Source organism: Candidatus Poribacteria bacterium (assembly GCA_028820845.1).
GTDB lineage: Bacteria > Poribacteria > WGA-4E > WGA-4E > WGA-3G > WGA-3G.
This window is the reverse complement of the sequence record JAPPII010000022.1, coordinates 65,490-91,266: the sequence shown is the minus strand read 5'-3', so window position 1 is coordinate 91,266 and position 25,777 is coordinate 65,490. Positions and strand designations below refer to the sequence as shown.

The 25,777-nt window shown below is 47.1% G+C and carries 25 protein-coding genes; 7 read left to right on the top strand and 18 right to left on the bottom strand.

Annotation, left to right across the window (positions count from 1 at the left end):
* Positions 1 to 2 precede the first annotated feature (2 nt).
* Together OXN25_05735 and OXN25_05730 are read right to left on the bottom strand one after the other, a co-directional pair.
* Entirely contained in the window at positions 3 to 653 is a 651-nt protein-coding gene (locus OXN25_05735; protein ID MDE0424349.1) for a hypothetical protein, read from the bottom strand.
* A gap of 308 nt (positions 654 to 961) precedes the next feature.
* Entirely contained in the window at positions 962 to 1,789 is an 828-nt protein-coding gene (locus OXN25_05730; protein ID MDE0424348.1) for a LamG domain-containing protein, read from the bottom strand.
* Between the two features lie 240 nt (positions 1,790 to 2,029).
* Here OXN25_05730 and OXN25_05725 point away from each other — a divergent pair, with 240 nt between their 5' ends.
* The 6 genes from OXN25_05725 to OXN25_05700 all read left to right on the top strand — a co-directional run bounded on the left by OXN25_05725 (position 2,030) and on the right by OXN25_05700 (position 7,199).
* Entirely contained in the window at positions 2,030 to 3,115 is a 1,086-nt protein-coding gene (locus tag OXN25_05725; protein ID MDE0424347.1) for a polymer-forming cytoskeletal protein, read from the top strand.
* A gap of 5 nt (positions 3,116 to 3,120) precedes the next feature.
* A complete protein-coding gene (locus OXN25_05720) occupies positions 3,121 to 4,155 on the top strand; it encodes a VWA domain-containing protein (GenBank protein ID MDE0424346.1) in 1,035 nt (344 codons plus the stop codon).
* 121 nt (positions 4,156 to 4,276) lie between these two features.
* Entirely contained in the window at positions 4,277 to 5,038 is a 762-nt protein-coding gene (locus OXN25_05715) for a sugar phosphate isomerase/epimerase (GenBank protein MDE0424345.1), read from the top strand.
* Entirely contained in the window at positions 5,038 to 5,397 is a 360-nt protein-coding gene (locus OXN25_05710; protein ID MDE0424344.1) for a cupin domain-containing protein, read from the top strand. The genes OXN25_05715 and OXN25_05710 overlap by 1 nt, the downstream gene beginning before the upstream one ends.
* A gap of 138 nt (positions 5,398 to 5,535) precedes the next feature.
* A complete protein-coding gene (locus OXN25_05705; protein MDE0424343.1) occupies positions 5,536 to 6,438 on the top strand; it encodes an aldo/keto reductase in 903 nt (300 codons plus the stop codon).
* An 11-nt stretch (positions 6,439 to 6,449) separates the two neighbouring features.
* The gene (locus tag OXN25_05700) at positions 6,450 to 7,199 is read left to right on the top strand and encodes an SDR family NAD(P)-dependent oxidoreductase (protein ID MDE0424342.1); all 750 of its coding nucleotides are present in this window, start codon (positions 6,450 to 6,452) and stop codon (positions 7,197 to 7,199) included.
* A gap of 79 nt (positions 7,200 to 7,278) precedes the next feature.
* Here OXN25_05700 and OXN25_05695 read toward each other — a convergent pair whose 3' ends face one another.
* From OXN25_05695 to OXN25_05675, 5 genes are all read right to left on the bottom strand, one after another.
* Positions 7,279 to 8,580 carry a hypothetical protein gene (locus OXN25_05695; protein ID MDE0424341.1) on the bottom strand — a complete coding sequence of 434 codons (1,302 nt, stop codon included), beginning with the start codon at positions 8,578 to 8,580 and terminating at the stop codon, positions 7,279 to 7,281.
* Between the two features lie 76 nt (positions 8,581 to 8,656).
* On the bottom strand, positions 8,657 to 9,430 hold the full coding sequence (locus OXN25_05690) for a glycerophosphodiester phosphodiesterase (protein ID MDE0424340.1): 774 nt from the start codon (positions 9,428 to 9,430) through the stop codon (positions 8,657 to 8,659).
* 3 nt (positions 9,431 to 9,433) lie between these two features.
* On the bottom strand, positions 9,434 to 10,159 hold the full coding sequence (locus OXN25_05685) for an NAD(P)-dependent oxidoreductase (protein MDE0424339.1): 726 nt from the start codon (positions 10,157 to 10,159) through the stop codon (positions 9,434 to 9,436).
* 79 nt (positions 10,160 to 10,238) lie between these two features.
* The gene (locus OXN25_05680; protein MDE0424338.1) at positions 10,239 to 10,949 is read right to left on the bottom strand and encodes an NAD(P)-dependent oxidoreductase; all 711 of its coding nucleotides are present in this window, start codon (positions 10,947 to 10,949) and stop codon (positions 10,239 to 10,241) included.
* A gap of 25 nt (positions 10,950 to 10,974) precedes the next feature.
* Complete coding sequence (locus OXN25_05675) at positions 10,975 to 11,382, bottom strand: HIT family protein (GenBank protein MDE0424337.1); 408 nt, start codon at positions 11,380 to 11,382, stop codon at positions 10,975 to 10,977.
* A 119-nt stretch (positions 11,383 to 11,501) separates the two neighbouring features.
* On the opposite strand from OXN25_05675, the gene tgt reads away from it, so the two are divergent.
* On the top strand, positions 11,502 to 12,638 hold the full coding sequence (tgt, locus tag OXN25_05670; protein MDE0424336.1) for a tRNA guanosine(34) transglycosylase Tgt: 1,137 nt from the start codon (positions 11,502 to 11,504) through the stop codon (positions 12,636 to 12,638).
* 17 nt (positions 12,639 to 12,655) lie between these two features.
* Here tgt and OXN25_05665 read toward each other — a convergent pair whose 3' ends face one another.
* The 11 genes from OXN25_05665 to OXN25_05615 form a co-directional block, all read right to left on the bottom strand.
* Positions 12,656 to 13,630 carry an ABC transporter ATP-binding protein gene (locus tag OXN25_05665; GenBank protein MDE0424335.1) on the bottom strand — a complete coding sequence of 325 codons (975 nt, stop codon included), beginning with the start codon at positions 13,628 to 13,630 and terminating at the stop codon, positions 12,656 to 12,658.
* Positions 13,631 to 13,655: 25 nt separating this feature from the next.
* Entirely contained in the window at positions 13,656 to 14,576 is a 921-nt protein-coding gene (locus tag OXN25_05660; GenBank protein MDE0424334.1) for a sugar kinase, read from the bottom strand.
* A 32-nt stretch (positions 14,577 to 14,608) separates the two neighbouring features.
* Positions 14,609 to 16,507, bottom strand: coding sequence for a hypothetical protein (locus OXN25_05655; protein ID MDE0424333.1), 1,899 nt, complete (start codon positions 16,505 to 16,507; stop codon positions 14,609 to 14,611).
* A gap of 41 nt (positions 16,508 to 16,548) precedes the next feature.
* Positions 16,549 to 17,403, bottom strand: coding sequence for a pantoate kinase (locus OXN25_05650; protein MDE0424332.1), 855 nt, complete (start codon positions 17,401 to 17,403; stop codon positions 16,549 to 16,551).
* Between the two features lie 56 nt (positions 17,404 to 17,459).
* Entirely contained in the window at positions 17,460 to 18,863 is a 1,404-nt protein-coding gene (locus tag OXN25_05645) for a sulfatase-like hydrolase/transferase (protein ID MDE0424331.1), read from the bottom strand.
* A 54-nt stretch (positions 18,864 to 18,917) separates the two neighbouring features.
* Complete coding sequence (locus OXN25_05640; GenBank protein ID MDE0424330.1) at positions 18,918 to 19,541, bottom strand: DUF4276 family protein; 624 nt, start codon at positions 19,539 to 19,541, stop codon at positions 18,918 to 18,920.
* Entirely contained in the window at positions 19,538 to 20,785 is a 1,248-nt protein-coding gene (locus OXN25_05635; GenBank protein MDE0424329.1) for an AAA family ATPase, read from the bottom strand. Before OXN25_05635 ends, OXN25_05640 begins: the two co-directional genes overlap by 4 nt.
* A gap of 17 nt (positions 20,786 to 20,802) precedes the next feature.
* A complete protein-coding gene (locus OXN25_05630; GenBank protein ID MDE0424328.1) occupies positions 20,803 to 21,654 on the bottom strand; it encodes a phytanoyl-CoA dioxygenase family protein in 852 nt (283 codons plus the stop codon).
* A gap of 250 nt (positions 21,655 to 21,904) precedes the next feature.
* Entirely contained in the window at positions 21,905 to 24,517 is a 2,613-nt protein-coding gene (locus OXN25_05625; GenBank protein MDE0424327.1) for a DEAD/DEAH box helicase family protein, read from the bottom strand.
* A 74-nt stretch (positions 24,518 to 24,591) separates the two neighbouring features.
* On the bottom strand, positions 24,592 to 25,338 hold the full coding sequence (locus OXN25_05620) for a hypothetical protein (protein MDE0424326.1): 747 nt from the start codon (positions 25,336 to 25,338) through the stop codon (positions 24,592 to 24,594).
* A gap of 101 nt (positions 25,339 to 25,439) precedes the next feature.
* Complete coding sequence (locus OXN25_05615) at positions 25,440 to 25,772, bottom strand: HEPN domain-containing protein (GenBank protein MDE0424325.1); 333 nt, start codon at positions 25,770 to 25,772, stop codon at positions 25,440 to 25,442.
* Positions 25,773 to 25,777: the final 5 nt, after the last annotated feature.

The window sequence follows — 25,777 nt, the reverse complement described above, 5'->3', positions numbered from 1 at the left end:
TTCTATTGTTTTTTGCATCTATCTATTTTCGCTTGGAAACTTGCCTTAACTTTGTTCCGATACTGGAAGATAGACCGTAGCAATCGACCATTATAGATTATCGTTTTTTCGCTATCATGACTGACAATCGGATGTATTTCGCCCATATCTATAGCAACCGTGATCCCCGTTTCCTGTTTTGGCGGCACATCTACTTCAGAGACCAAAGCGAACCAATAGGCACCGCGGTGAAAATACATCTCAACATATTTCGGTTTTATGTCGGTTTTCAAAATAAGCGGTTCTTGACCTTTACCATTAGAGAGTATGAGTTGACTGTCTTTGTGGCGAATCGCTCCTGATTTCCAACGCACCTTGAAATAGCGAGGTGTCCGTTTCGAAGGCTTGGCATCAGAATTGGAATTACGCACTTGAAAGAAACTTTTCAGCGCATCAAAGTAACTATCAACGCACGCTTGCACAGATTGAGAATGCAAGGCATATCCGCGAAGTCTCAAGTATTTCTGCACCGCGCCTTTGGACAACCAAAAACCTTTTCGCTTCTGCGTTTTTCGCATCAGTGAAACGACTTTGGAATAGCAACGTCCAGACTCACGTGCGAGCGCGTCTAAAACATCTGTTCTTTTGTGTTTAAGTGTCGTTGTGATATACATCGTGAATTCCTTTACATCGTGATACCGACTTGAAACGGTGCGGTGGCACTCCCAAGCGGGAGGTCAAGTCCACCGCCACGATGTATAAGCATTATACCACAATTTCACTCTGTTTGTCAAGTTTTTCTTACGTTTCCACGCTGTGGCCTAATACCATACGGCGGACTTATATTCCCCTGCTAAAGCATGGCGGAAACCTTACGTCCGTTTTCGTTAAAAGGCAGCGTGTACTTCACCACGCGTGTGTAGGCGGACCCGACGATCCGCCCACATAACTGTTTTCAATATTAAATGACTTGCGAACCGAATTAATATTTGACTTTCACGTCTGCCCAAGTGGTTGTCATTTTGTCAGCGGGTTCAACTGCCAAGACTGAGAAGTAGAGTCCATTTTTATAGAGGCTCTGGATATCCTCTGGCTCCAAAGCCACATCAAAGATTGCGACTTCATCAACAACAGCATCGGCGAAGCGTCCACCACAACAGGTGTCGTTGCCGATGTAAACGGGACCCTTATCTGGATCAATCGGATTCTTTGTCAAATCCATCGAACTCGCTTCTTCACCATCAATATAGATGTACCATTCACCGGTATTGCTATCATAAGTGGTGGTGTACATGTGCCATTCGGTAATATCTTTCGGACCGACTTCACCATCGCGCCAACCACCCGGCTTATTCCAACAACCGCCATTGCAAATCGGCCATGAAACATTTTTCGTTCCTTGGTTGGGATGGATAATATAGGCATTCCTCTTTTCGACCATCCAACCGTGTTGATTCCAAGTATCCGTATTGCTTTTAACCCAGATAGTAACAGTTATCGCTTCCGTCGGGTTCTCATGATCGGGAATGACGACATGTGGACCAGTCCCATCGAACTCAAGCCCTTCTCCGAATTTACCTTCGACCCATTTTGGACTATTCTCAAGATCACCGTCCAGACCATTTCCAGACGCATCGGTTGCAATCTTCCCCTTGCCTTCATCAAAGAGCCACAACCCGGTAACAGTGGCAGGATCAATCTTAGCAGAGGTCGTGGAGACACAGAAAAGACCGACGAAGAAGAGACTGGAACACACAAAGACTAAACCCGCAAGCCAAAATTTGCGAGAAAAAATAGCACCGAAATCCATTTTTACCTCCCATTCAATATTACACGTTCAAAGACCTTATACGTACAGGTGATTTACATGACCACACGATTGTCGTAAAGGATAAACCACCGCTAAAATATCATCTTGTATTTATCATACCAAATTCGCGGGCAGATGTCAAGAAAATAAACCAGTCACTTAGAAAAAAGCATTGACATCAAAGAAAGTTCCATTTATAATTCACCCAGACATCTATCCTCATCTAAGACACAGGAAAGTATGAAACACATAGAAATTATTTTTTTTCTTTTAATGTTTGGCGTGCTGCCGGTATTTGGGCAAACTTCAAACAGCAACCCGCAAGTTTCAGACTTGCAACAACCTGACTTTGAGCATAAAAAACCAGCAAGCCCCTTTCTTATTGCCCAAAGCGAAACAGGACAAGCGTCAGAAACCCCGCCTACAACGGAATCAACCCCTGAAGAGCACGCTGACCAACCAGCACCACAAGTTGGAACGACTGATCAACAGCACATTGAGATTACAAATCCGTCTCCCAATGAAAGGAAGCGGAGAATCCTAAGAATTGCCAACGATTATGAGTTGGGAGCGGATGATGTGTTAACGACGCTTATCGTCATTGCTGGTGACGTGAGACTACAAGGAACCGTCACTGGAAATATGTTGATTCTTGGTGGAAATGTTACCCTGACACAAGAATCACAGGTGAACGGGACCCTTCAGATTATAGGTGGGCAGGTGTCAGGACAAACAGACGGCGTGGCGGACCTTCAAGTAAGCAATCATTGGAAGATGATTCCGGCTGGGGCGAAGCTGCTGATGCGTCCTTATATTTTTTGGAAAATCACCAGTAAACAGGCAAATTTACGATTAACCTTAGTCGAGGCTGGTATTTCCGTCTTGATGTATTTGTTGGTATTCGCCGCATTCCCAAGACCTATAAATGCCACGGGTGAAATGTTGGCACGTAGACCGATGGGGAGTGTCTTATTCGGTATTCTGATGTTACCTATAATACCACTGATTCTCACGCTGCTAACGTTATCCATTATCGGAGTGCCATTTATGCTATTAGCGTTAGCACTCTTGGTTCCTCTGGCAATCTTTGGTAAGACGACGATTTTCGTTACGCTCGGCGGCACCCTCTTTTCAGGACGATTGAAACCGCTCGGAATAATTTTCTGCTACATTCTCTATTTCATGGCAACAGCCCTGCCGCATATTGACTGGGTAACGTTTCTTCTTGTCAACGCTATTAGCATTGGATTATGTGTGCTGAGTGGTATCAGCGCGATGCTACCACAAGACCCGCGTCAAAATATTTCTTGGTCAGAAAGGGTTTAGCCTCCATGCAGTTAGTTTCTCCACTTTTCCTCGTTCTGCTAATTGTAGTGCCGCTGCTAATAATTGCTTTATGGTTTTTCCGTAGTAACAGACATAGACCCTCGTTCTGGAAGCAGGCAATTGTCCCGGCAGTACGTTTCTCTGACTTCAGACATGGATTCGCAGCAGGCACCCAACAGATGCGACAGACCCTCTCGGTCAAAGCACTGCCGACACTTAGCATTCTGAGATTCATTGTCCTGGCACTTCTTATTTTTACGCTCGCTCGTCCTCAACTCTCTCAAAGTCGTGAGCATAAATTTGCAGAAGGTATTGATATTCTCTTAGTACTCGACATCTCGGAGAGTATGCGGGCAGAAGACTTTGAAGGTGCCAATCGTATCCAAATTGCCAAATCGGTCATTAACGACTTCCTGTCCCATCGCGAAAATGATCGCATCGGTTTAGTTATTTTTGCGGGTGAGAGTTTCACACTCTGTCCACTCACGTTGGACTATTCAGTATTAATAGAATTGCTCCGTGATGTCCAAATCGGGCAGTTAGAGGACGGTACAGCCATCGGTGATGCTCTTGCAACTGCTACGCATCGGTTGGAAATCTCGGCATCGAAAACGAAGATTGTCATCCTCTTGACCGATGGAGAAAACAACGCCGGTAGTATAGACCCAGAGACGGCAGCCGCTCTGGCGCAATCCTTCGGCATTAAGGTTTATACAATCGGTATGGGGAAAGAGGGCGGCGCACGTATTCCGTACGCGGATACAACCTTCGGCAAAAGATACCGTGAGGTCTTAACCTATCTTGACGAAGACACTTTGAAACAGATTGCCAGCATAACAGACGGTCGCTATTTTCGCGCGACAGATACGCAGTCGTTGCAGCGAATATATGCAGAAATCGACCTGTTTGAAAAGACGAAATTTGAGGTCGTTAGCACTGTTAATCACACAGAGTTGGCATCATATATTCTGATACCGGCAGCGTTGCTGTTGGGTATAGAGATATTATTGAGCAATACAGTGTTACGAAAAATACCTTAATGGCTGTCAGCATTGTCCCGCAAGTCCACACGCGACTTGCGTAGCAGTCAGCGGTCGGAAAGAGAGCTCCGATAGCCGATAGCGAAGCGACCTGACAGCCGATAGCCAATATGGAGATAAAATGGAAAATATTATTGCATGTAATTTAGGGAGTTACCGACAGTTTCGGGCGGGTGCTTATGCACACTTGGCAGAAATCGGTCTGACGAATGTAGAAGTCGGGGTGCCTTCGGCTGAATCTGTGGATGCACTCCAGTCAGAATTGGACGCACACGGACTTACTGCTACGAGTCTGCTTGGTAGATGCGATGTTCAGTCTGAAACGGTTGTATCGGATTTCCAGACGACCTTGGATACTGCCGCGCAGATGGGAGTGAACATTATCTTCGTCAGTGTTCATGCTGGGGACACAGATCGTAACGTTGCATACGATCGACTCCGCGCTATCGGTGAGAACGCTGCACCTGCGGGTATCAAAGTCTGCTTGGAAACCCATCCAGATATGGCACACAACGGCGATATCGCATTGGAGACGATGCAAGCTGTTAACCATCCGAACATCTGTGTCAATTTCGATACCGGCAACGTTTACTACTACAACCACAATGTGACAGCCCTCACAGAGGTTGAGAAGGTCATCCCGCATGTCGGTGCCGTCCATCTTAAGGATACAAATGGCGGTTATCGGACGTGGCATTTCCCGACGCTCGGTGAAGGTGTGGTTGATTTCAAAGCGGTATTCCAGACGTTGAACGATGCCGGTTTCTATGGTCCTTTCACAATGGAATTAGAAGGTATTGAGGGGGAAAACCTTGACGAAGCAGGTGCGCAAGCGCGGGTGGCAGGTTCGCTGCAACACCTAAAAGACATAGGAGTCATATAGTGGATACAAATCTTTGCGTCATCCGACTGGGTGAAGGGGAACGGATCGGCGACGCACTCGGAGAAGTCTTGGATACCCCAGATATGACGACGATCGGAGCCTTCGCTGTTTCAAAAGAAAACCCCACTGAACTTCACTATCACGATTTTGATGAGTATTGGTATTTCACGGAAGGTACGACGACTGTGACGCTCCGAACGGCGGATGGGCACTCTGCATCCTATCGCATCGGTCCTGGAGACCTGGTCGTCACGCCCAGAGGCGTTGAGCATGGACATACCCCGGATGATGTCGTTAAAGGGGTGCAGTGGGTGAGTGTAATTCCCCCTGATGCCCGTCGCGGACATCTGCATCGATAATGGCTGTCAGCCGTCGGCTGTCAGCACTCAGTAAAGAGGCTTTTTGTTACAAGCGCAGCGTACGTCAAAGGCGGCATTTGTTTCAAAAACGCTCTGACTTCCAATGATTTCCGATAGCGATCAAGAGGAGCGTAAACCATGGCAACACAAACATACCTGTTACCCCGGCGGCGGTTGGGACGTACAGAATTAGAGGTCACCTGCCTCGGTATGGGAGGGGCGGGCCTCGGTAGAGGTGATGTCACCGACGATGAAGCAGTCGAAGCGGTGCACCGAGCCATTGACTTAGGAATAAATTATCTCGACACCGCGCCTCTCTATGGTGAGAGCGAAAGACGGGTCGGGCTGGCACTCGCTGATGGTTGGCGTGAGAAGATTTATCTCGCCACGAAAACAGGCACACACCCGGAATGGCGCGGCGATTTTAGTGGACCGGGGACCCGTCGCAGTGTTGAGAACAGTCTACGGCTATTAGGCACGGATTATCTCGATGTCTGCTTGGTACACGACCCAGATAGCATGGATCCTGTTGTGGCGAAAGGTGGTGCGCTTGATGAACTCCAACGGATGCGTGAGGAAGGACTGATTAAGTTTATAGGACTCGGGGTTCGGCAACACGAATTCCACAAGACTGCTATTGAAACGGGTGTCGTTGATGTGATTCTCACATACTTGGACTATACGCTCCTAAGCCAAACTGCAAATGAGTGGTTGCTACCGCTTGCCTCTGAATGTGACATAGGAATTATTAACGGGAGTCCAATTGCGATGGGGTTGCTCTCTGGGATTGAACCGGATGTATCGGCTGAACGAATGCACTTAGGCACCTCTGATGCCGAAAAGGCGCATCGTCTCTGGCAGTGGGCAGCTGATAACGATTTGAGTCTATTGAATCTTGCGATTCAATTTTGTTTTCGGCAACCTCGTATTGCGATGAGTCTAACGGGTTCTAAGAATGCGATGGAAGTAGAGCAGAATTTCGCTGCCGCCACGACCCCCGTCCCTGATGACGTGTGGGAGAAACTACAGGCACTTTTGTAGAAGGAGATTTGATGCGATTCCAAGGAAAGGTTGCGTTGGTAACGGGGGGAAGCCGCGGGATTGGAAAAGCGACGGCACTGAAATTGGCAGGCGAAGGTGCAACTGTTGCTGTTCATTATTCACTTTCAACGGCTAAAGCAGAAGAAGTCTGCAGCCAGATCCGTGACCTCGGACAACACGCCATACCGGTGCAAGCGGATATTGCGGATAGAGATGCCGTGAACAAGATGGTGGCAACCGTGACAGCAGAACTCGGCGCAATTGAACTCTTAGTGAACAATGCCGGGGCTGTTGGTGATATGGTGTTTGATGAACTCACACCTGAACACTGGGACCGGATTATTGCGGTTAATCTGACGGGTCCTTTCAACGTGATTTGGGCGGTTAAACCGGGAATGATTGCGCAGGAGTTTGGACGTATCGTTAATGTTTCGTCGATTGCTGCATTGGCAGTGCGTCCGGATCAATTGCCTTATGGAGCAGCGAAAGCCGGGGTTATCTCTCTGACGAAATCGTGTTGCGGACCGCTGGCGCGCCACAATATCCGTATTAATTCGGTTGCCCCGGGTGCAATCGCTACGGATATGCTCAATGAGGTGTCACCAGAGATGAAGGAGCAGCTCCGATCAACGACCCCCCTCGGCAGGCTCGGTGAACCGGAAGAGATGGCGGATGTCATTGTGTTCCTCTTGAGTGAGGAATCGAGTTATATGACGGGTTCAACGGTGATCGCGAGTGGTGGGCGTATTTTGATTCCGTAAAGTGTGCTAACGGGCAATGAATTGCCCTACTACGAACAGGAGGCTTGAGGGAAACCTCGCCTACCATTTTTTAAGAACGCTATAGGACCAATTCAAGAACCGTATCTCCGACTTCTAAATCGAAAGCGACATAAGTTTGCTTACCTTCACGGAGAAAAGTATCTCTCTGAAAGTCGCGTTGAGAACCTACCTCGCGTAGATCCCACCCGTTGACCTGCATAAAACGGACGGGGGCATCAATGGCGAGTGTGAAATTCGCTGTCGGGAATTGGGTGGAGAGCGTTACAGCAGAACGAAGGCTGTCTATCCTTGTATCAGTTACGGCAGAGCGGAGTCTGCCTACTACTATGTCGGTGAGCTCGCGTGCCATCGCATAGTGCCCGATTTCCGAGTTCTTCATCCAAATTGTTTTTGTGCCATCTGGGTCATAAGCGTTGAGCCGTGCTTTGACGGTTTTCAGTACCTCAAACCCGCTTTTTTCGCCGTTGAAATAGAATCCGGGCCAGTGTCCGACGAGGACACACGGCAGTTCTTTTTCGAGAATCGGCGGGAGTCGTCCACCTTGCAAGTCCTCTGTGATGAACCGGTCAGCACTTCCCAAATCGTATCCTGTCCAACCCCCGAACCAATCCCCTGCACACGAAACGATACTGGCAATCGCTATCCCTTTCTCTTTTTCAGCATACCAGATTGGGACATCTGGAAGTTCATCGTGTTTGAGCCAGAGAAAATAAAACGGACGCGGGTTGTTATTGACGTGCTGTGAAGCGGTTAGCACTGCCTTCGCATACGCTGCCTCTTGACGCTTTCCGAAAGCTCCGGGACTCGTTACACCTTCACATGGAATACCGACGTTATCCAGCATTTCCATCGCCGTGATAATGTAGTCTGTCAGTCTGTTATCAACAGGCGGATCCACCCATTCGACCTGTTCCCATTCTTCGGTAAGGGTGAATGTGTCGAGATCAACGACGGCAGTGTGGGTAAGCATCTCCGGTGTCAAATCGAAGTTGGGCCAGATGATCTCCCGGTAAATTCGCAGCCATGCCTGATATTCGCGGACCGGGAAATCAGGAAATCCCTCGTCAACACGGCCAACTCCGGCAGGATATGGGATGAGGCTAAATTTGCCTTTCACACCATTTTCTGCACACCATTCTGCCCATTCCCAGGCGAAATCCGCGGGAATTGTGGGTGGCATTTTTTTTAACTCAAAAGCATCACCCTCCCAGCGGTCAGGGGACACACCGGGCTGGTGGCGTGTTTTCCAGGCGTGTCGCTGGTGGATCCAGTAATAAGTAAGATTGACTACCGGACCCGAATCGTCAACGATAAGAGAAAGTGGCGTTCTTAAAAGTGGGTTGCAGACGGTAATATTCATGTGTTTTTCTGACCTCATAAATTTTCTATGGATCGCGAAAACAGGAGACCATGAATGGTTTCTCTACTGAGAATTTTTAAGGTTCAAGTTCTTGGAGGCAGCGTCTGATGTAAGGGACATCGTCCACCCATAAGCCATCAACACCCCCTGCTTTATGTGGAGAGATCGCCCACGCCACGTCCTTCGCTGTTTTGATAAATCCAGCCTCAACAACAATGCCGTTTGCCCGAAGTTGCTTGACTTGACGTGTAACAGCACGCGTGAAGGTATTATAGAGTCCGAAGTGATTAATTCCACTCCAACCTAAGATCATACGGTCTGCCTCAATCAGCGTAGCTGCCTTGAGGAAGTTCGCCATCGGATTGATGAGGATTGCGCTCGTTTTCAATTTCGGCTCCAAACGCTTGGCATCAAGAAGTAAATGCTTTCTGATGTAAAAGGTGAGTATGCTGACGAGATGGACAACATCAAAGTGGCGTATTCGTTCCACAATGATAGGAAGTAGTTCTGGCGCGTCCACCTTTGGTTCAACAAAGCACGGCATCTGGTTTTCTCGTGTAAACCGGAGTGCATCATCAAGGTGTGCTACAGGTTCGTCGGAAGTAACCGATGTCAATTGTTGTACATCTTCCCAAGTAAGTTGGTTGAGAGGTGTCGAACATCCAGTGGCTTCCCGAATGTTGTTGCTGTTGAAGCCGATATGAATTAACACAGGTTGTTTGTCTTGGGTGAGGCAGACATCGCACTCGTATCCATCGGCACCGTCTGCCAATGCTTGTTTAAAGGAGGCAAGGGTATTTTCCGGTGCGCGGCCCATACCGCCCCGATGTGCAAGGAGTTGAAGTTTCATTACCTAATCTCTCTTATGCCACATCCGTTCAAAGTTGTCCTGTGGTGTGAACCCTAAGATGTGTTTCGCTTTGAGATTAGAAAACTGCTGATGTGGTAGATCGGCGAAGATATTGAAAATTTCACAACGCGACGGGAGTTCTTCGAGATCAATTTCCAAACCGAGCCGGAATGCCTCACCTGCGTCTCGCCAACTGACAGAAAATGGATTGAGATCCGTGCCTTCGGCTTGATCTTCATGCTCACGGAAACTCAGAAACAGGTAACAGAGGACATAGATATCGTAATGTTCGGTGAAGACTTTGCAAATTTCCTGTCCGAGTCCTTTGGTTATTGGATAGAGTCCGGTGCTTGTATGCGGTGGGACCTCGGGATTAATCTCATAATCAAAAGTGGTATAACTGTCGCCTTGAATTGTAAAGTGGGGTCCCGTGTTAATCACACGGCGAATGCCGTGTTCGACGGCGGCACGCATTGTATTATAACACCCGCGTGTGCTAACATCAAAAGCCAATTGTCGGTCGTGTCGGAGTACGGAGCAATTGAGGATTGCGTCCATTCCCTCAGCAGCATGCATGACCTGATCCAGTGAACCCACATCAATATGCATCGATTCATGTTTCGTCTCAATCTCGTTGATGTCCGTGATGCGTAAGGTGTAGTAAGGTTCTAAGGCTTTGACGACATGCGGTCCAAGATAACCGTTACCCCCTAAAATAAGCACTTTCATTGGTATACCTCCTGTCGTTGCGGCACAAATCAACGGTATGAATGCCTTATGGCATTCCCCGGGAGTGTGCCTACTACTTTTAAGATTGTGAGGGTACGAATTGCGGATTGAACTCCAGATGTGACTTGGCTTTCCCGACTGAGAAGCGAGATCCAGGGAACTCTGACTGAATGTGAAAGATTTGCCACGCTGCGGAAGAATTGAGAGCGCACTCGAAAGCCGCGACTGCATCATTCATCTCCAACCACATAGCATCAAAATCGGCAGTTGCCGCGGTCTCAGCAGTGACAAGATTGCCGAGTCGGAGACATGTCACGTTGAGTTTCCTTTCGCGTCCGAATTCTCGACATGTAAATTCACCCAAGTGTTTTGAAAGCACAAAACTATCGACAGCGGGTTGGGGTCGCCAACTCTCCGTGACCGTCCAGTCTTCGCCGTGCTGCTCAAAGAGGCGGAGCGTACTTGCGTAAATGACATGCTTTACACCTTCTGCTGATGCTGCCATGAGTAGATTATAGGTGCAGCGCGTCTGATAGTCAATTGCGTAATTGTCGGGTTGACCGGCTTCAGAGAGGCATTGGGATGGCACTTCAGCAATATGGATAATAGTGTCGATATCGCGGACGAGTTCATCGGTCGTCTCATCATGCCCAAGTTCGCTTTGCACGAAAGTCCCGACAGTATTTTCGATAGGATGTAGTTCTGTTAAGCGGAGTGTATGTTTTTCAGCCAACCTTTCAGCTAGATTGCGTGCCAGTTCAGAACCGGCAGCGGTAATTAAGATATTCATATTTTTAATTATCGACCTCCTACCTTTACAAAGCCTCTCGAATTTTTGCCGCAATGTTGCCAATCTCTGCCATATCCCCTTCGCTGGGTCGCCACGGCAACCGTAGTGGGTCCCCTTCCCATCGCGGAATGATGTGGAGATGGAAATGGAACACCGTTTGGAATCCGGCAGCTTCGTTCGACTGAACGAGGTTAAGTCCATCAGCGTTTAAAGCCGTCTTGATCGCGTTTGCGATCGGAATCGCGGCTTGCATAATTTGACTGCCGACTTCTGTGGGCATATCGAAGATGTTTCTGTAGTGCTGTTTCGGTATGACGAGGGTATGCCCAGGATTTGCGGGTGCGATATCCATGAAAGCAAAAACGTGTTCGTCTTCGTAAACTTTCACTGCCGGAATGTTACCAGCAACAATCTCACAAAAAATACAATCCATTTTGTCGTTCCTCAGATAAAATCTTAGTAGATATTTTAGCAAATCTGGCGCGGAAAAGCAATAGCAAATGGCTATTGTCGGCTTGATTTTTGATTTCGATTGTGGTAAAATGCGTAAACATGGCACAGCACACCTATACCCTTATTCACCAAGACCCATCCACTTCGGCGCGAGTTGGCAAACTTCAAACAGCGCACGGTGTTGTCAACACACCGATATTTATGCCAGTAGGGACGCGCGGGACGGTGAAGGCATGCACACCAGAAATGCTATCCAATCAGATTCAGGCAGAGATTATTCTTGCGAACACCTATCATCTTTACCTACGTCCCGGACACGAAACCGTCCATGATGCAGGGGGTTTGCATAGATTTATGGGATGGCAACGTCCCATCTTAACGGATAGTGGCGGATTTCAGGTTTTCAGCCTTGGCAGCCTTCGGACGATTACGGAAGAGGGTGTAACGTTCCGCTCTACAATAGACGGAACGGAACACTTTATCAGTCCTGAACGTTCCATTGAGATTCAAAATGCCCTCGGTGCGGACATTATCATGGCGTTTGATGAGTGTCCTGCGTTACCGAATGACTATACGTATCTTAAAAACTCAATGGAGATGACATTACGGTGGGCAGCACGGTGTAAAGCGGCACACCAAAACCCGAACCAACTGCTATTTGGAATTGTGCAGGGGGGTATGGAACGAGATTTACGTCAGGCAAGTGTGGAAGGAACGGTATCCATCGGTTTTCCGGGATACGCAATCGGGGGTTTGAGCGTTGGAGAAGAAAAGGCACTGATGTATGAGACGCTGGCATACACCGCACCGCTTCTACCAGCGGAGAAGCCGCGCTACTTGATGGGTGTTGGAACGCCTGAAGACTTGGTCTACGGTGTCCGTTGTGGGATTGACATGTTCGATTGCGTGATGCCGACCCGAAACGCCCGCAACGGATCTTTGTTTACAACAGCGGGTATCGTCCGCATCCGCAACTCGAAGTACAGCCGTGATTTTGGTCCTTTGGATCCAGAGTGTACCTGTTATACGTGCCAGAATTTCACGCAGGCGTATCTCCGGCATTTGCATGTCGAAAACGAGATTCTCGGTTCGCAACTGCATACTTTGCACAATCTACATTTTTATATCAGTTTAATGCGTGGGATTCGGCGCGCTATTTGTGATGGGAGTTTCACAGCGTTGGCAGATGGTGAACCGGATATTAGTGCGTTAGTGAAGTTGGGGCAACCCGCTTAATCCGACCTACAACTCAGCTAACCCACCAAATATTTAAACACAGAGGAGAGGTTATCATCGGGGGAGTAGAGTTGAGAGACAGTTAATTCGTTCTCAATGAGGAGTTCGGGAAGTCGGGCATAGAAAGCATCCGGTCTGGCGGTTTCGATGATAATATCGCCATCTCCGTTCTCTTGTGATTCGTTCTCTGCACCAGAGAATTCGGGGTTAGAAACCCCGTTCACATTCACAAAGGTCACGCTCAGGATATCCTCAAAAGGGAGACAGACTTGCGCCAAGCGGCGCGGTTCATCGGTGCTTAGATAGACTTTGTGCGGATGTTCGTCAATCAGTTCTCGGATATCGGAAATAGTGCCTTCAGCGAGAATTCGCCCTTGATGAATAAGCAAGATTGTCTCCGTCAACGCTTCAATCTCGTAGAGGATATGACTCGAAACGACGATGCTGATACCTTTATCAGCAAGTCCATTTAGGAGCGCGAGCACATGCCGTCTCCCATTCGGATCCAAACCGGTAAGGGGTTCATCAAGGAAAAGAAGTTCGGGTTCATGTACCAACGCCTGCGCGAGTTTGATGCGCTGCCGCATCCCCTTGCTATAGGAGCCAATCGGTCGGTCTTTTGCCTGTAGCATGTCTACCGTCTCCAGAACCTGTAGACTCCGAGATTTGACCTCGGCTTTGTCGTATCCACTCAACGTCGCAAAAAAAGCGATAAACTCAAAACCGCTCATGAATTGATACGCCAATTCTATGTCGGGGCAGTAACCTACCCGTTTCGTCAAGTCAGGATTGTTCCACACGGGTTGGTTGAGGACTTTAACCTCGCCCTGATTCGGTTTGAGTTGCCCTGTCATGAGTTTAATTAAACTCGTTTTTCCCGCCCCATTTGGACCCAATAAACCGGTTATTCCAGGGCGAATTGTCAGGGTTATATCGTTTACTCCCATGACCTCACCGTACCATTTCGATAGATTTTCCGTTTGAACGATCACTTTTTAATTTTTCCTTGCGGTATGTTCAAGTAATTTTCAAGGTTTCTTCAAGGTTCAGGATACCAGCAGTTGTCCCGATAGCAGTGACACATGCAGCACCGGTTGCAGATGCCAATTCCATCGTTGCCGTTAGGTCCCAGTCCATGAGGGTCCCGGCGAGAAATCCAGCAGCATAAGCGTCCCCTGCTCCCGTTGCATCAACAACATCCACAGGATATGCCGGTGCTAAGCGTTCCGCCTCTGGTGTAGCGGCGTAACTTCCGTTTTCACCCATTTTAATGATGACGGTGTCAATGTCGTAGTTACCGCGCAAAAATTGGGTAATTTCTCTGTAATCAGACAGTCCTGTGAGATGTTGTGCTTCAACGATACTCGGCATAAAGATGTCTATGTAAGGCAAGCACGGCTCAAGCGTCTCCATCCATCTTCCAGTGGCATCATACGCTGTGTCGAGTGAAGTGGTTATACCCAACCCCTTCGCCGTTCGGAGAACGTTTGCCATCGGTGCCCCATCAAAACGGGGCATGACGAGTGCGCCAGCGATGTGCAAAATCTTGACAGTTCTGATAAGTTCCCAATCAAGGTCTGCTTCACAAAGCTCACCGTTCGCGCCGATATAGTGATAGAAAGTCCGTTCCCCATCAGAGGCAATCGCGACAAACGTAAATGAAGTACTGACATCAATATCTTGTCGCATGCCTACTGCGTTGACGCCGTTGTCCGCGAGTCCCTGCAGGATGAGATCACCGAAAGCATCCGTACCAACTTTGCCCATTGCACCAGCAGAGATACCGAGGCGAGCGAGTGCGATAGCCGTGTTGTTGGCACAGCCTCCCGTATGGATTTCGAGCTCATCAAAGAGTGCTAATTTTCCCTTTTCGGGGAACTGATCTATCGGCCGTCCTAACACATCAACGACATAAATGCCGAGGGATAGCACATCCATGTTTCACCTCATCTCCTTGAGACAATTTTCTTTTAACGCTCGGTACCAGGGCGAAAAATTACCAAAGTATCACTATTTACATTAAAATTTTCGCCCGCTGCTATGTCAGTAAAGTTTCGAGAAGTCCACCCGATAATATAGGGTTGCGGGTTCAAACCCGTCCCCATCATCAGATATTGCAGTACACCCTCTTGTTGTAGGATTCTCGCAAACGTTTCTCGCGTGTCGTCGAGTTCCTCATCTGGCGGCATCTTTGACGTGGAATGTAGCGGGAGATGCGCTGTCGAAAGCTCGGTCTCTTGTTTCGGATTCGTACGGAGTGGAATGTCTCCTAAGTAAGTTATTTGCTTACCTGTGACGCGCCACGCGTCTTCAAGTTCAACGGGTAGTTGCTGTGTAAACGCTTCCTTGATATAAGTCGTCGGGTGCCACGGTTCTACAAAGACATCTTGCAAGTGAACACCTGAATCACGCATCAACGTTCCAATCCGTTGGGGCAGTTCAGTTTCCTGATGGCGAATAAAAGTCCCGTTTGGAAACTCAATGGTTGTTTCTGTCCGCGCTGCAGTCCTTATAGAAACAAAACTTTGTAGATGCGCACGCTGTCGTTCAGGATAGACCGACAAGACCGATAATTGGTCTGCTGTCATATTGATAGGCAAAATATTTCTCGCCACTGCAATTGTGCACACCGAAAACAGAATAAAGAGGCAGCTGCCTATCCAGTAGCTGGACGATTTTTGTTTAGACCTCCCAAAATTGAGTAAGAAACCTCCGAAAATGAGAAGGTACACCGGTAAGACCACCGCCAATAGTTTGATGAGTGGCACTTGGGTCGGCATTTTTGAGAGAAACTGTTTATAAATCCGCTCCTCATGTTGACGAGAAAGCGCATACTGATCTGCAAAGTGTCGCGGAGATTTACCCGACTCACTCAGCAAATGTTGCCAGAAGGCTTCACCTACCTTTTGCTCCGAGAATGGCAATGCATTGTAATCAAATGCAAGACAGAGAATTTGTCCATCCCCAAAGTTTCGTTTTGCAACGTAAATCTCTTCCTTTGTACCGATTAACGTTTCACATCCGTCTTTCGGTGCGAACACAATGCGTTCAAATAAAATTCCGTTGTTATCAGAAGCATGAAAACCGAGTTGCTCATACAAGGCATCAGAGAGTGCATCTGTTTTTTCTATACCTTTTAATTCAACAGGAAGAAAAGGTTCTATAAAACTGCCACGCAGTGCGTTAAAACTACCACCGCCGGACATAATAAGGGTGCCACCCCGCTGGACCCAATCAAGTAGTGCTCTTTGTTCCGCTTTAGAGACATTTCTCTCTGTCAAAAAGGTCTCACGGACAACAAGGATATCAACAGGACTATAACCGATCCAATCCCGTAGCAGTGAGGTTGAATCGGGTAGGTATTTAACATGCACCCGTGCGCCGTTGGCAACCTTTAATTGTCTTTTGTCAATAAATCGTTTTAACTTATCACCGCTCGGTGCCAATACCAACACGAGATAGTCTTTACGTGCGATAGGTGTGGGTAATAGCACTTCGTGGAACGCATTAGTGTTATAAGTATGTAAGCGTTCACTTTCTACGGGTGCTGTGGACACAAGTTCTATAACAAGTCGTGTCGCATTTTTCGGACAGTAAACATAGAAATGTTTCTGCTGTCGTCCGGTCAGGCTGAGTCTCAACGGGGTGGCGTATCGTTCAAAAGGTGTATCTGAAGTAAAATTCCGGACCTCCACCACCAGTTCTCCAGTAGATACATCGGGTTCATCCTGACTTCGGACTGTAACAGTCAAGGGTACCCATGTCCCTGTTTTGTAGCCATCGCTGAATCCGAAGGTTGCATTCTCAACTTCCACGGCACCGAAGGCAACAGACACTGAAAAAAGCGAAAGGTAAAGCAGTATTCTCATTTTACCTACTCCAACGGAACCGAGGTTAGAAATTGCTTCTATTAGGTTGCCCCAACAAGACGCGCCGGATTGTTAACCAGCCTTGTTTTCACTGCCCCTACAAAAGGATGCGTGCTAAAAACGCCGTTTCCTAACATGATCATTGATGCAACACCACCTTCCGCCTCAATCTGCGCGATTACGTCAATGACCCGCGCGTCGCTAAGCAATCCACTCTCTACCGAAAACTGCTTTGAGACAGCAAAGCAAGCGTTAAAGAGTTCGGTATCCGGTTTGGCGTGTGTAAGCGTTCTCAAAGTATCTAAAGCCACATCAGCGGCACGATTAATACGAAGGGTCTGCTCCGGGTTTCCGAGGACTTTGCTTGTCTGAATCGGTCCGAAGTAACGATAATAGATAGGTTGTTCTGCAATCGGTAACCTATCAGCGACCAAAGGCGCGCCTTCCTGCAATTTGACAAGGCAGCCGCCGTGATATTGTGAGCATACATCTCCGAGTCCAGTGCGATTTTCTACTTCTGCGACATGTGCTACCATCGCAAGTGATTCTGTATCTTTGCGTAGATGTAAGAGTTCATTAAGGGCGTAGGCTGTTGCGAGTGCAGCAGCGCCGCTAAGCCCGAAACCACAGCCGAGTGGTAACGGGGAAGTCAGGTCTACCCTTATGCCTGTAACTCCAGTGTTTTGAACCAACCGCTCAACAACCGCAAGAACCGTAGGAAAATTAATACTTTCTCCGTTAAATAGCACCTCTGTTTCCTGACAGTCAGAGACGGTAACTTCTACACCTTCTGTAACCGTAAATCCCATACCAAGTGAGTGCATACGGGTCGCGTCGGAATGCGGAATAATCTTGAAGACACAAGAGATGTTGCCTGGGGCAAATGCTCTCGCCATTTCGCTCCTTTCCTATGGCTATCAGCGGAAGTTTTTCGCACCTCCAGCAAATGCTTCTATACATTGCGTTGCGGCGGGGCATACCTTGGATGGAATGCGCCCTCACCACATTGCCCTTCTTCAATTTTTGCGGCTTGTCCACCCCCGGTAACGGAGCATCTCGCGCCGTCTAATTCCGGCAGCACGTAACGTTGGAACCATGCCCCCATCTGTTGTCGCATATCATCTATTCGGGCAGTCTGAGATTTTTCATCTATCAGGTTTTTCCGTTCATCGGGGTCGTTCACCAAATCGTAGAGTTCATGCGGTCCATACGGATATCTATGGACATATTTCCACTCTTGCGTCCGAATCATACGGACAGGTCCGTATTCATCGAAGACGACAATTTCATCTTTAGCATCGTTCGTTTCGCCAGAAAGCGCGGGGACGAAACTCCTGCCGGGGGACATATCGTCATTCGGATCGGGTAGACCGAGGTAATCAAGGAGTGTCGGCATGAAATCGTATTGGCTGACCATCGCTTCACTGACGCGCCCCTCTGGAATCCTGCCGGGTTGACTTATAATGAAGGGCACCTTAACAGAATTTTCATACATATTCAGCGGGAACGTCCCGTTGCCTTTATGCCAAAATCCGTGATGTCCGCAGGAGTAGCCGTTGTCGCTACTGAAAACAACGAGTGTATTTTCACGGATGCCGAGTTCGGTAAGCCTATCAAGAATCCGTCCAACGTTTAAATCGAGTGCTGTTATCGCTGCGAAATAGCCTTTCAACGATTCACGGTTGCCCATGTGAACAGCGGCGCCCTGTACCGCCCACGGGTGCAACGCCTCCTGTGGACAGGTTTTGAAGGGGCAATCGTCATAGGAGTCAACGATGTCTTGAGGGTGCCCTGTGAACGGCGTATGCGGTGCGTTGTAGTTGACGCTGAGATAGAAGGGTCCGTCTTTGTTCGCCGAGATAAAGTTTAACGCGTCATCGGTGATGACATCGGTGAGGTAGCCGGGTTGCATTTCGACCTGCCCGTCCCGTATCATGTCCGCGTCATTGTATTTGCTTCCACCAGTGAGTAAAGCGAACCAATGGCTGAATCCGTGTTGGGGTGTTAGACTGTCGCCGAGATGCCATTTGCCACTCAATCCGACTGTGTAGTCATTTTCTGCGAGTATGTCTGTATAGCAGGTGAGTCCGTCTAAATATTGGGCAGGATCAGGAGGCATGTTGCCGTCGCGAATCCAGTCGTGGACACCGTGTGCAGAAGGGATACGTCCTGTCATAAGACTGGCGCGTGCGGGTGAGCAGACGGGACTTGTGCAAAAGAAATTCGGGAAGCGTGTGCCTTCTGAAGCCAATTGGTCGAGATAAGGTGTGCGTACCTCGTCGTTACCGCAGCATCCGGCTGCCCAGGGGCCTTGGTCGTCTGTTAAAACAAAGATGACATTTGGTTTGTTGCTCATATTGAATTCTCCGTTTCATTAGTAGAGTTGGTGCGATAGTTTGTATTTTCTCCGTTACGATTGCTCACTGATTAGATAGTTTGTTCTCCGTAATTCGTCAAGGAGACGAACGATGTCGCGGTAGCATTTGTCGAATGAATTTGCTTGACGCGCCTGTTCTATATCAAAAAGTGCTGTGAGGGCGGGTTGATCACTCGTTTCACTATACGTTTTGTTTCTTTCCATTCGCTGACTTAGCCACCGTTTGGCATCCCTAATTGTCTCCGGATCGTTCGGTGGGTGAATATCATCTCCTAACCCTCTTTGCCCACGAATAGATTCAGCTGCTGCAAGAAACCATGCCTCAAACTCGTGTTTGGCGAGGACAACGGCAATCGGCAAATCGCTACGAGTTTGTGATGCTCGGTGAAGCAGTGCAGGTCCCAGTTCTGCTGGACAGTCATCGTCACTATCGAGAATGATAAATATAGCACCTTGCCCACCAATCTGCCGAGCTACGAATTCAACCGCTCTTTCAAGTTCGTTTTCTTTAATAACCTTATTCCGGGGACGGCGAATAGGTGGTGGCACAACAATCGGCAATTCTGGATAAAGATCCGCAGCGATACGGCGAATCAGAAGGGGTACAGCTGCTATCTCGCTTTCCCCTTCGACAATGCAACCGATTTTGACTGTCATTCGTGCTTTCCTCTACTCTTCGCTTTACCAGACTTCAGCTCATCAAAATCAGGCAGAGACTGTTGTTTCTCCTTTGCAGTAGAAAGAGCAGCCGGATCCGGTTGCAATTGATTACTGCGTAAAAGTTCCCCGATTGTAAACAGTTTATCGCGAACCACGGATCTACTTACCTCGTCCACTGGGGCGATTACCGTATTTCCATCACCCGCTTCGACCGCGAGAATTGAATCTACATCCAAGTGTTTATCCTCAAGGAGGTCGGGACTGTGACTGGTGACAATAACCTGCGTCCTATGGGCAGCATCTCGAAGGCCGTCAAGCAGCACCGCTACCGCTCCTGGATGAAGCGCGATTTCTGGTTCTTCTATTCCGACAAGCGTTACAGGTCTTTCTACTGCTTGATTCCCCTGAAATAGTGCCACCAAAATCCCTAAGGCTCGGAGGGTACCATCAGACATATTATTTGCGTAGAATCGCCCTTGGTATCTGTCCCCTGTGACTTTTTGTCTAAATGCTAATGCTAGCTTGGAACCAAACGTTTTGACATCCACCTCACGAAGATCAGGAGCAACTAATTCCAGATATTCCTCAATGTCTTGTTTCGCAATGGGTGAAAGTTGGGCAAGAACACTGGTAAGGTTACTGCCATCACGAAGCAGCATATCTCCAGAATGCGGGTCTTGGAGGTCTCGAATTTTATCAGGATTAAGATTGTAAAATCCCATCCGAGAAAATGCATCGTAGACAGGACGAAATTCGGGCAATCCAGAAGCATTCACCAGATAGAGTCGGTCTGTTGCAGCAGCTGGTGCCACCTTCATACTTGCGTCTATCACAACGCCATTATCAATACGGAAGTATTCCTCTGGGGTCTGACCTCGCTCATTTTGAACGCTACACTCTTCCGTCCGAACCTCATAACCTCCCGGTGAACGCTTTCTAATTTGGAAAGCATAATGGCCCGTAACACCCCCAGGCAGAGAAAACTCAAGACGAATACTGAAATGATTCGGGTGACCACGAGAGCGACGGAGAACATCGTTAATACCCCCTCGGGCGCGTATGGCGTGATCAAGCGATGTATTCAAGGCATCGGCAACGAATCGGAGTGCATCAAGAAAATTGCTCTTCCCCGAACCGTTGCGCCCGACAAGAAACGTCAGAGGTCCCAATCGCACATCACACGCAGCAATGCTCTTATAGTTCTTGAGAACAACTCTTGTAATAAAGGTTGAATCTTTCATGATAATATCCAAACTTGCTACGCTACTGGGAACGCCTCACCGATGAGCGGTTCGCCATCCGCAACCTCGATTGTCGGAACGAGGACGTGATTGGGTGACTGTGCATTATTATAGCAGACATCTTGCGCCATGAAAATCATAACGAACGCTCGGCGTTGATGCTCCGTGACATTTGGAGGTGTGCCGTGCCAGTTGAGGCAGTGATGGAACATACATTCGCCTGCCTTCAATTCTACAGGAACACCGTGACCAATGTCCAACTGCTGTCTTTCCGTCCACTGATTCGGCGGTGGTTCGCGTCCTTCTTCACGTGCTTTCGCCGCTGCTGCGTCCGATGCCGCCCTCGCTGCGACCGAGAAGCGTTCGTCCTTGTGGCTCTTCGGCATAACGTGCATACACCCGCTCTCGACGGTCGCATCGTCCAAGGCAAGCCAGCAGCTGACGATGTTCGGTGGACTCAGGGGCCAGAAGAAAAAATCGTGATGGAATCCGAAATGTCCGTTGTCGTGGGGTGGCTTGGAGATAACCTGATCGTGCCAGAGACGGACTTCGGGTGTATTCAGCAGTCCGCGGGCTGTGCCTGCGATGAGCGGATGGTGAATGGCAGCCTCATAGCGTGGCTCTCGCTTCCACATGTTCACGTATTGGTGGATTGCGCGTGGGTGACCACTCTGTCGATCCAGTTGATTGTCATGCCGATCATGTCCGTATTTGAACTCTGGCGACGACTCGTCGCCTTCAGTAAGTTCCAATTCAATGATAGCGTCTAATCCGTCACGCATGGCTTCAACACCATCGCTATCCAAAACTTTTCCAAACTTGAGATACCCATTTTCCTGAAAAAAATCAATCTGTTCTTGTGTTACCATTGTGTTTCTCCGCGTGTATTTGATGTGCATTATATCATTTATGAAGGTGAACCCTGACTGCACAAACTAAAGTTTGTGCTACAATTCGTCCTTTGCTTATCAATCTGTTTTTGTGTTGCCATTGTGTTTCTCCGTGTGTATTTGATGTGCATTATATCACTTCTGAAATTATATCTCGTGTTTATACTACATTTATGAAGGTGAACCCTGACTGCACAAACTAAAGTTTGTGCTACAATTCGTCCTTTGCTTAGATACAGAGCGTTGATGATTGTAGTGCTTCATCAAGTGCCTCACGAAATTCATTTTGATTTTTATCCTGATAAAACGGCAAACCGATAATGCGATAACTTCTATCCTCTATTATGAGTTCAGTTTTGCGTTCGGTATCAATCTCTTTCAGAAAGGTTTCTTTCCACCGATCAAAGTCTTCAATATGCTCACCTTTAGGCTCAATAAAGAGTTGGTAACTCAGTGTTTCACCGTTCTCTTTGCCCAAAAAGAGGACAAAGTCGGGTTGGAAAGCTTGACCGTCAAAGAAGTTATAGATAGAAAAATGCTTCTCGTTACGAATGAGATAAACGCCATTGTAGGTTTTCTGCAAGTCCTCAAGGTGTGTCTGTAGAAATTGCACAAACGCCTTTTCCTCGCTGGTGCCGTAGAGGCCATTAAAAGCAAACCACTCTTCGGCTTTCGCTATACGTTCAGCATCGTGATTTTCATCAGCACGCGGATTATTCGCACTGAATTTCAGAATTTTGTCCATGAAAATCGTGCGGATTTGTTCTTTATAAAAGTGTTTCGTGCCTTCATATTCGGTAATCTGCCTGCGAAGTTCGGCTTCAATTTTTTCTAAAAGATCACAACACGCCCTGAGTTTTTCTGAAGCTTCGTCCTGCCATTCAGAGAAACTGCCTTTGAAAGTGATTTTCAAACCACCCAGAAAGTTATCCGAAGTTCTAAATTCTTTCATTGATTTCAATTGCGGAAAATACCGTTTGAGGGATGCAAACTGAAAAAACGGGTTACGCGCAATGGCTGTTTGGACGATATTCTGTTCGATATCCGTTAGCGGTATGTCCTGACTGTTTGCGTTCCGAGTGATGTAGGTTGTATTTTTCTCTATCATATTCGTCACGCCTCCAGTCCCTTCGTAGACAGTATGCTCATGCCATTTCTTTTTTACACTGAGAGATGCCAAATCCGCAAAAGATTTAACATGTTTATAATCTCTCAATGCCTGTTTATTTACCCATATTACACCGTATTTGTATAAATCGGTTTCTTTGAATTCTTTTTTCAAAGTTAACTTGCGAGTCACAGTCTGTTCGTCCATGAGACCTTGCTGAACCAATGCTTTCTTGATCTCAGTGATGTAGGGCAAATCGTTAATGCTGTGGTAATGAAATTCTTCCAAGATGCGGAGTTCATGCTCGAGGTCTTCGTCAAATTTGCGTATATATTTATCCTCGTGTTCCGGGGGCAAGCTAAAAGGATAATAGCGAGCACCGCGCCCAATAAGTTGCGCTTCGGCGATGGTCGCTTTTCCAATTTTGTTATGACCTGTACTGCCGGTATCATAACAGCGTACGATGTCAAACAGGTTTAGCACATCCCACCCTTCACTAAGCATCTGCACGGCAAAAATAGCACGTATAGGGTTATTTTTTTCTTCAAGTCTGTTTACCTCCACCTGATACTTCTCTCTTTCGACTTTGGAGTTAACGGCGAGACAGTATTTTTTTTGAAAATATTCTTTTAGATCACGTGTTAGCCGCTCGGAACGGATGTTATGGTTATCAAAAAAGTGAAATGCCTGTTTAATAATCGGAACTTCAGATCTCCGAATTCTGTCAATATCGTTTCTGGTGAGACTATCAATAAGTTTATGGAAGTCTGCTTTGTTCTTTTCGGAGTCCGGGATTGTTTTTCCTTTGAAGAGAATTACAGGTTTCAGTTGAATTTTGTATTTTGTTGCAACTGACTGTTTGTAATGATTGAGAAGGATTGCCTGTAAAATACGGTCCTCCAGACTGAAATCGGATCTCACGATTTCAATATCTTTTGAGTATTTGTCATTGCGAAATTTTACCAGATCATAGCGGTAGATGACCTTATTCCGATACTTCTCTGCTATTGCAGGTGTTTTGTCATCAAAAGTGGCGGTAAATTCCAGCAACAAGTTATCATCGTTAGCGTTAAATATGTTTTCAACGGTGTTCTCCCATGTTGGTTTTGCGTTTGTTTGATTACCTGTTAGATCAAGCTCCAACTGTGCTCTGGTAGAAACGTTCATGTGGTGTGCTTCATCAGATAAGAGTACAATTTTCTTTTTCTTGAAATCGTCAAAAGTTAAGGCGTTCTCTTTTTCGTTCATCAAATCGCTGTGTAGTTTCTGAATTGTCGTGAATCGGATGTTGATGTCGTTCTCGTTGACCCCTTCAAAATTTTCCACTTCCGTTACCTTAACCTGGTCGTTTTTGAGATAGATATTTTTGTTGAAAAGGTATTTTGAAGATATTGGGTTGAGGAAGTTGTCTTTTGTTTTTTCAATGATATTATCGGCGTTGACGAAAAAGAGGAAGTTCCGGTATCCGTGCTCATAGAGATAGAGAATCAACCCGGCCATGATAAGCGTTTTACCGCTGCCTGTTGCCATGTTGAACAGGAATTGTAAAGGATTTTTCTTGCCCGGGAAATCCCTATTTAAGCAGTGAATGAACCTTGCAAACGCCTCTACTTGATAGGGACGAAGTTCAAACTTAGGATGTAGATTTTGCGTAATGCTATCGGGCATCTCTTTGTCTAAAACGCCAAACTCGGACAGTGTATCAAGTTGTTGATAAAGAAATTGTTCAGACATTATGGTATCCTTTGTCCGATAAAATCATCGTAAATACAAACTCACACAAACTAAAATTTGTGATACAAATTTTGCTAAGATGAAGAGTTTGATCGGTAGTAGCTCCATTGCCATTCCTTCCACTCTCCTACTAAACCGACTTTTACAGGATTATTGAGAATATAGGTTATAATCCGTTGCCATTCATCTGGATTGCGGACAGCATGATCGTAACTTTCGTGGTGCCAGAATGTTCCGTGTCGATTTAAGACCTGATTGGCTCTCCTTGCCGTATAACCTTTGAGCGATTGCATAATAGAAGAAAGTGTATTGTAGCACGAACTTTTAGTTTGTGCATCATGATCATTAGTGAGCACACTCTCAGTTTGCCTCACACCTGAAACTTGTATTGGAAGTGGTGTAAACACAATATGGACGTGATTTGCCATGATACAGTAAGCGTCCAAATGATATAGCCTTCCATCTAAGTAGTGCATACGCTCCGCCACTTCTTTAGCAATCCGAGCATCTTTGAGCCAGACAGGTCCATTTTGTGCAATATCCAACATTTTTTCAAACTTACGGAACCATTCACGTTTTCGTTCAAATATCGTCTGCTCAACAGCAGTAAGACACTCACTATTTTGCAACTCAAGGCGGCGTAATTTTTCTGATTCAAGTTGATCTTGCTCTGCTTTCCATCGCTGAAAGACAACCTGTGGTATAGAGCCTGCTAGGCGGAACGTGACAAAAAAAGTTGCACCGGGTGGTTGTATGTGTGGTAAGTTGCGACGATAGAACGATTTGTAGTCGAATTGATTCATCTGTCGATCCTTGTTCATAAGATATTCGGTCCTTGTAGCACAAACTTTAGTTTGTGCATCATTATCCTTAGCACGCAAACTAAAAGTTTGCGGTACAAAGATTTTTACCGGGTCAACATTTATTCGCCGAGTATCAAAGTGTTCCAATCAGGGAATTTCCCATCTTCCAGAATTTTCATTATTGAGTCCCGACATAGGTCTTGCCCTTTTTCTGTAAACTCTGCAATCTCTTGCCATGTAAAAGGTGTTTTCTTTGTTTTATTGGGTAATTTTCCTGTGTGAACAACCTTTGAACGCCACTCGTATATTTTACTAAAGTCTTTCATTAATTCTTCCCGATGTGTTTTATCTATTCCCAGGGACCATGCAGCACGAATACTTAATTTAAAAGTGAATTCGCCCAGAGAAGTATCTGATAAGTAGAGGGATTCAAAAGCTATTGCTAAATCAATTATTT

What these genes read in the sequence shown, in the direction of transcription:
- OXN25_05660 (MDE0424334.1), bottom strand. Translation starts at nt 14,576, where the DNA reads ATGGATGTGCTATCCCTCGGCATTTATGTCGTTGATGTGTTAGGACGG.
- tgt (MDE0424336.1), top strand. Translation starts at nt 11,502, where the DNA reads ATGGCACAGCACACCTATACCCTTATTCACCAAGACCCATCCACTTCG.
- OXN25_05725 (MDE0424347.1), top strand. Translation starts at nt 2,030, where the DNA reads ATGAAACACATAGAAATTATTTTTTTTCTTTTAATGTTTGGCGTGCTG.
- OXN25_05640 (MDE0424330.1), bottom strand. Translation starts at nt 19,541, where the DNA reads ATGACAGTCAAAATCGGTTGCATTGTCGAAGGGGAAAGCGAGATAGCA.
- OXN25_05695 (MDE0424341.1), bottom strand. Translation starts at nt 8,580, where the DNA reads ATGAATATTACCGTCTGCAACCCACTTTTAAGAACGCCACTTTCTCTT.
- OXN25_05645 (MDE0424331.1), bottom strand. Translation starts at nt 18,863, where the DNA reads ATGAGCAACAAACCAAATGTCATCTTTGTTTTAACAGACGACCAAGGC.
- OXN25_05700 (MDE0424342.1), top strand. Translation starts at nt 6,450, where the DNA reads ATGCGATTCCAAGGAAAGGTTGCGTTGGTAACGGGGGGAAGCCGCGGG.
- OXN25_05730 (MDE0424348.1), bottom strand. Translation starts at nt 1,789, where the DNA reads ATGGATTTCGGTGCTATTTTTTCTCGCAAATTTTGGCTTGCGGGTTTA.
- OXN25_05675 (MDE0424337.1), bottom strand. Translation starts at nt 11,382, where the DNA reads ATGGATTGTATTTTTTGTGAGATTGTTGCTGGTAACATTCCGGCAGTG.
- OXN25_05705 (MDE0424343.1), top strand. Translation starts at nt 5,536, where the DNA reads ATGGCAACACAAACATACCTGTTACCCCGGCGGCGGTTGGGACGTACA.
- OXN25_05735 (MDE0424349.1), bottom strand. Translation starts at nt 653, where the DNA reads ATGTATATCACAACGACACTTAAACACAAAAGAACAGATGTTTTAGAC.
- OXN25_05630 (MDE0424328.1), bottom strand. Translation starts at nt 21,654, where the DNA reads ATGGTAACACAAGAACAGATTGATTTTTTTCAGGAAAATGGGTATCTC.
- OXN25_05715 (MDE0424345.1), top strand. Translation starts at nt 4,277, where the DNA reads ATGGAAAATATTATTGCATGTAATTTAGGGAGTTACCGACAGTTTCGG.
- OXN25_05690 (MDE0424340.1), bottom strand. Translation starts at nt 9,430, where the DNA reads ATGAAACTTCAACTCCTTGCACATCGGGGCGGTATGGGCCGCGCACCG.
- OXN25_05635 (MDE0424329.1), bottom strand. Translation starts at nt 20,785, where the DNA reads ATGAAAGATTCAACCTTTATTACAAGAGTTGTTCTCAAGAACTATAAG.
- OXN25_05685 (MDE0424339.1), bottom strand. Translation starts at nt 10,159, where the DNA reads ATGAAAGTGCTTATTTTAGGGGGTAACGGTTATCTTGGACCGCATGTC.
- OXN25_05655 (MDE0424333.1), bottom strand. Translation starts at nt 16,507, where the DNA reads ATGAGAATACTGCTTTACCTTTCGCTTTTTTCAGTGTCTGTTGCCTTC.
- OXN25_05680 (MDE0424338.1), bottom strand. Translation starts at nt 10,949, where the DNA reads ATGAATATCTTAATTACCGCTGCCGGTTCTGAACTGGCACGCAATCTA.
- OXN25_05650 (MDE0424332.1), bottom strand. Translation starts at nt 17,403, where the DNA reads ATGGCGAGAGCATTTGCCCCAGGCAACATCTCTTGTGTCTTCAAGATT.
- OXN25_05625 (MDE0424327.1), bottom strand. Translation starts at nt 24,517, where the DNA reads ATGTCTGAACAATTTCTTTATCAACAACTTGATACACTGTCCGAGTTT.
- OXN25_05720 (MDE0424346.1), top strand. Translation starts at nt 3,121, where the DNA reads ATGCAGTTAGTTTCTCCACTTTTCCTCGTTCTGCTAATTGTAGTGCCG.
- OXN25_05620 (MDE0424326.1), bottom strand. Translation starts at nt 25,338, where the DNA reads ATGAACAAGGATCGACAGATGAATCAATTCGACTACAAATCGTTCTAT.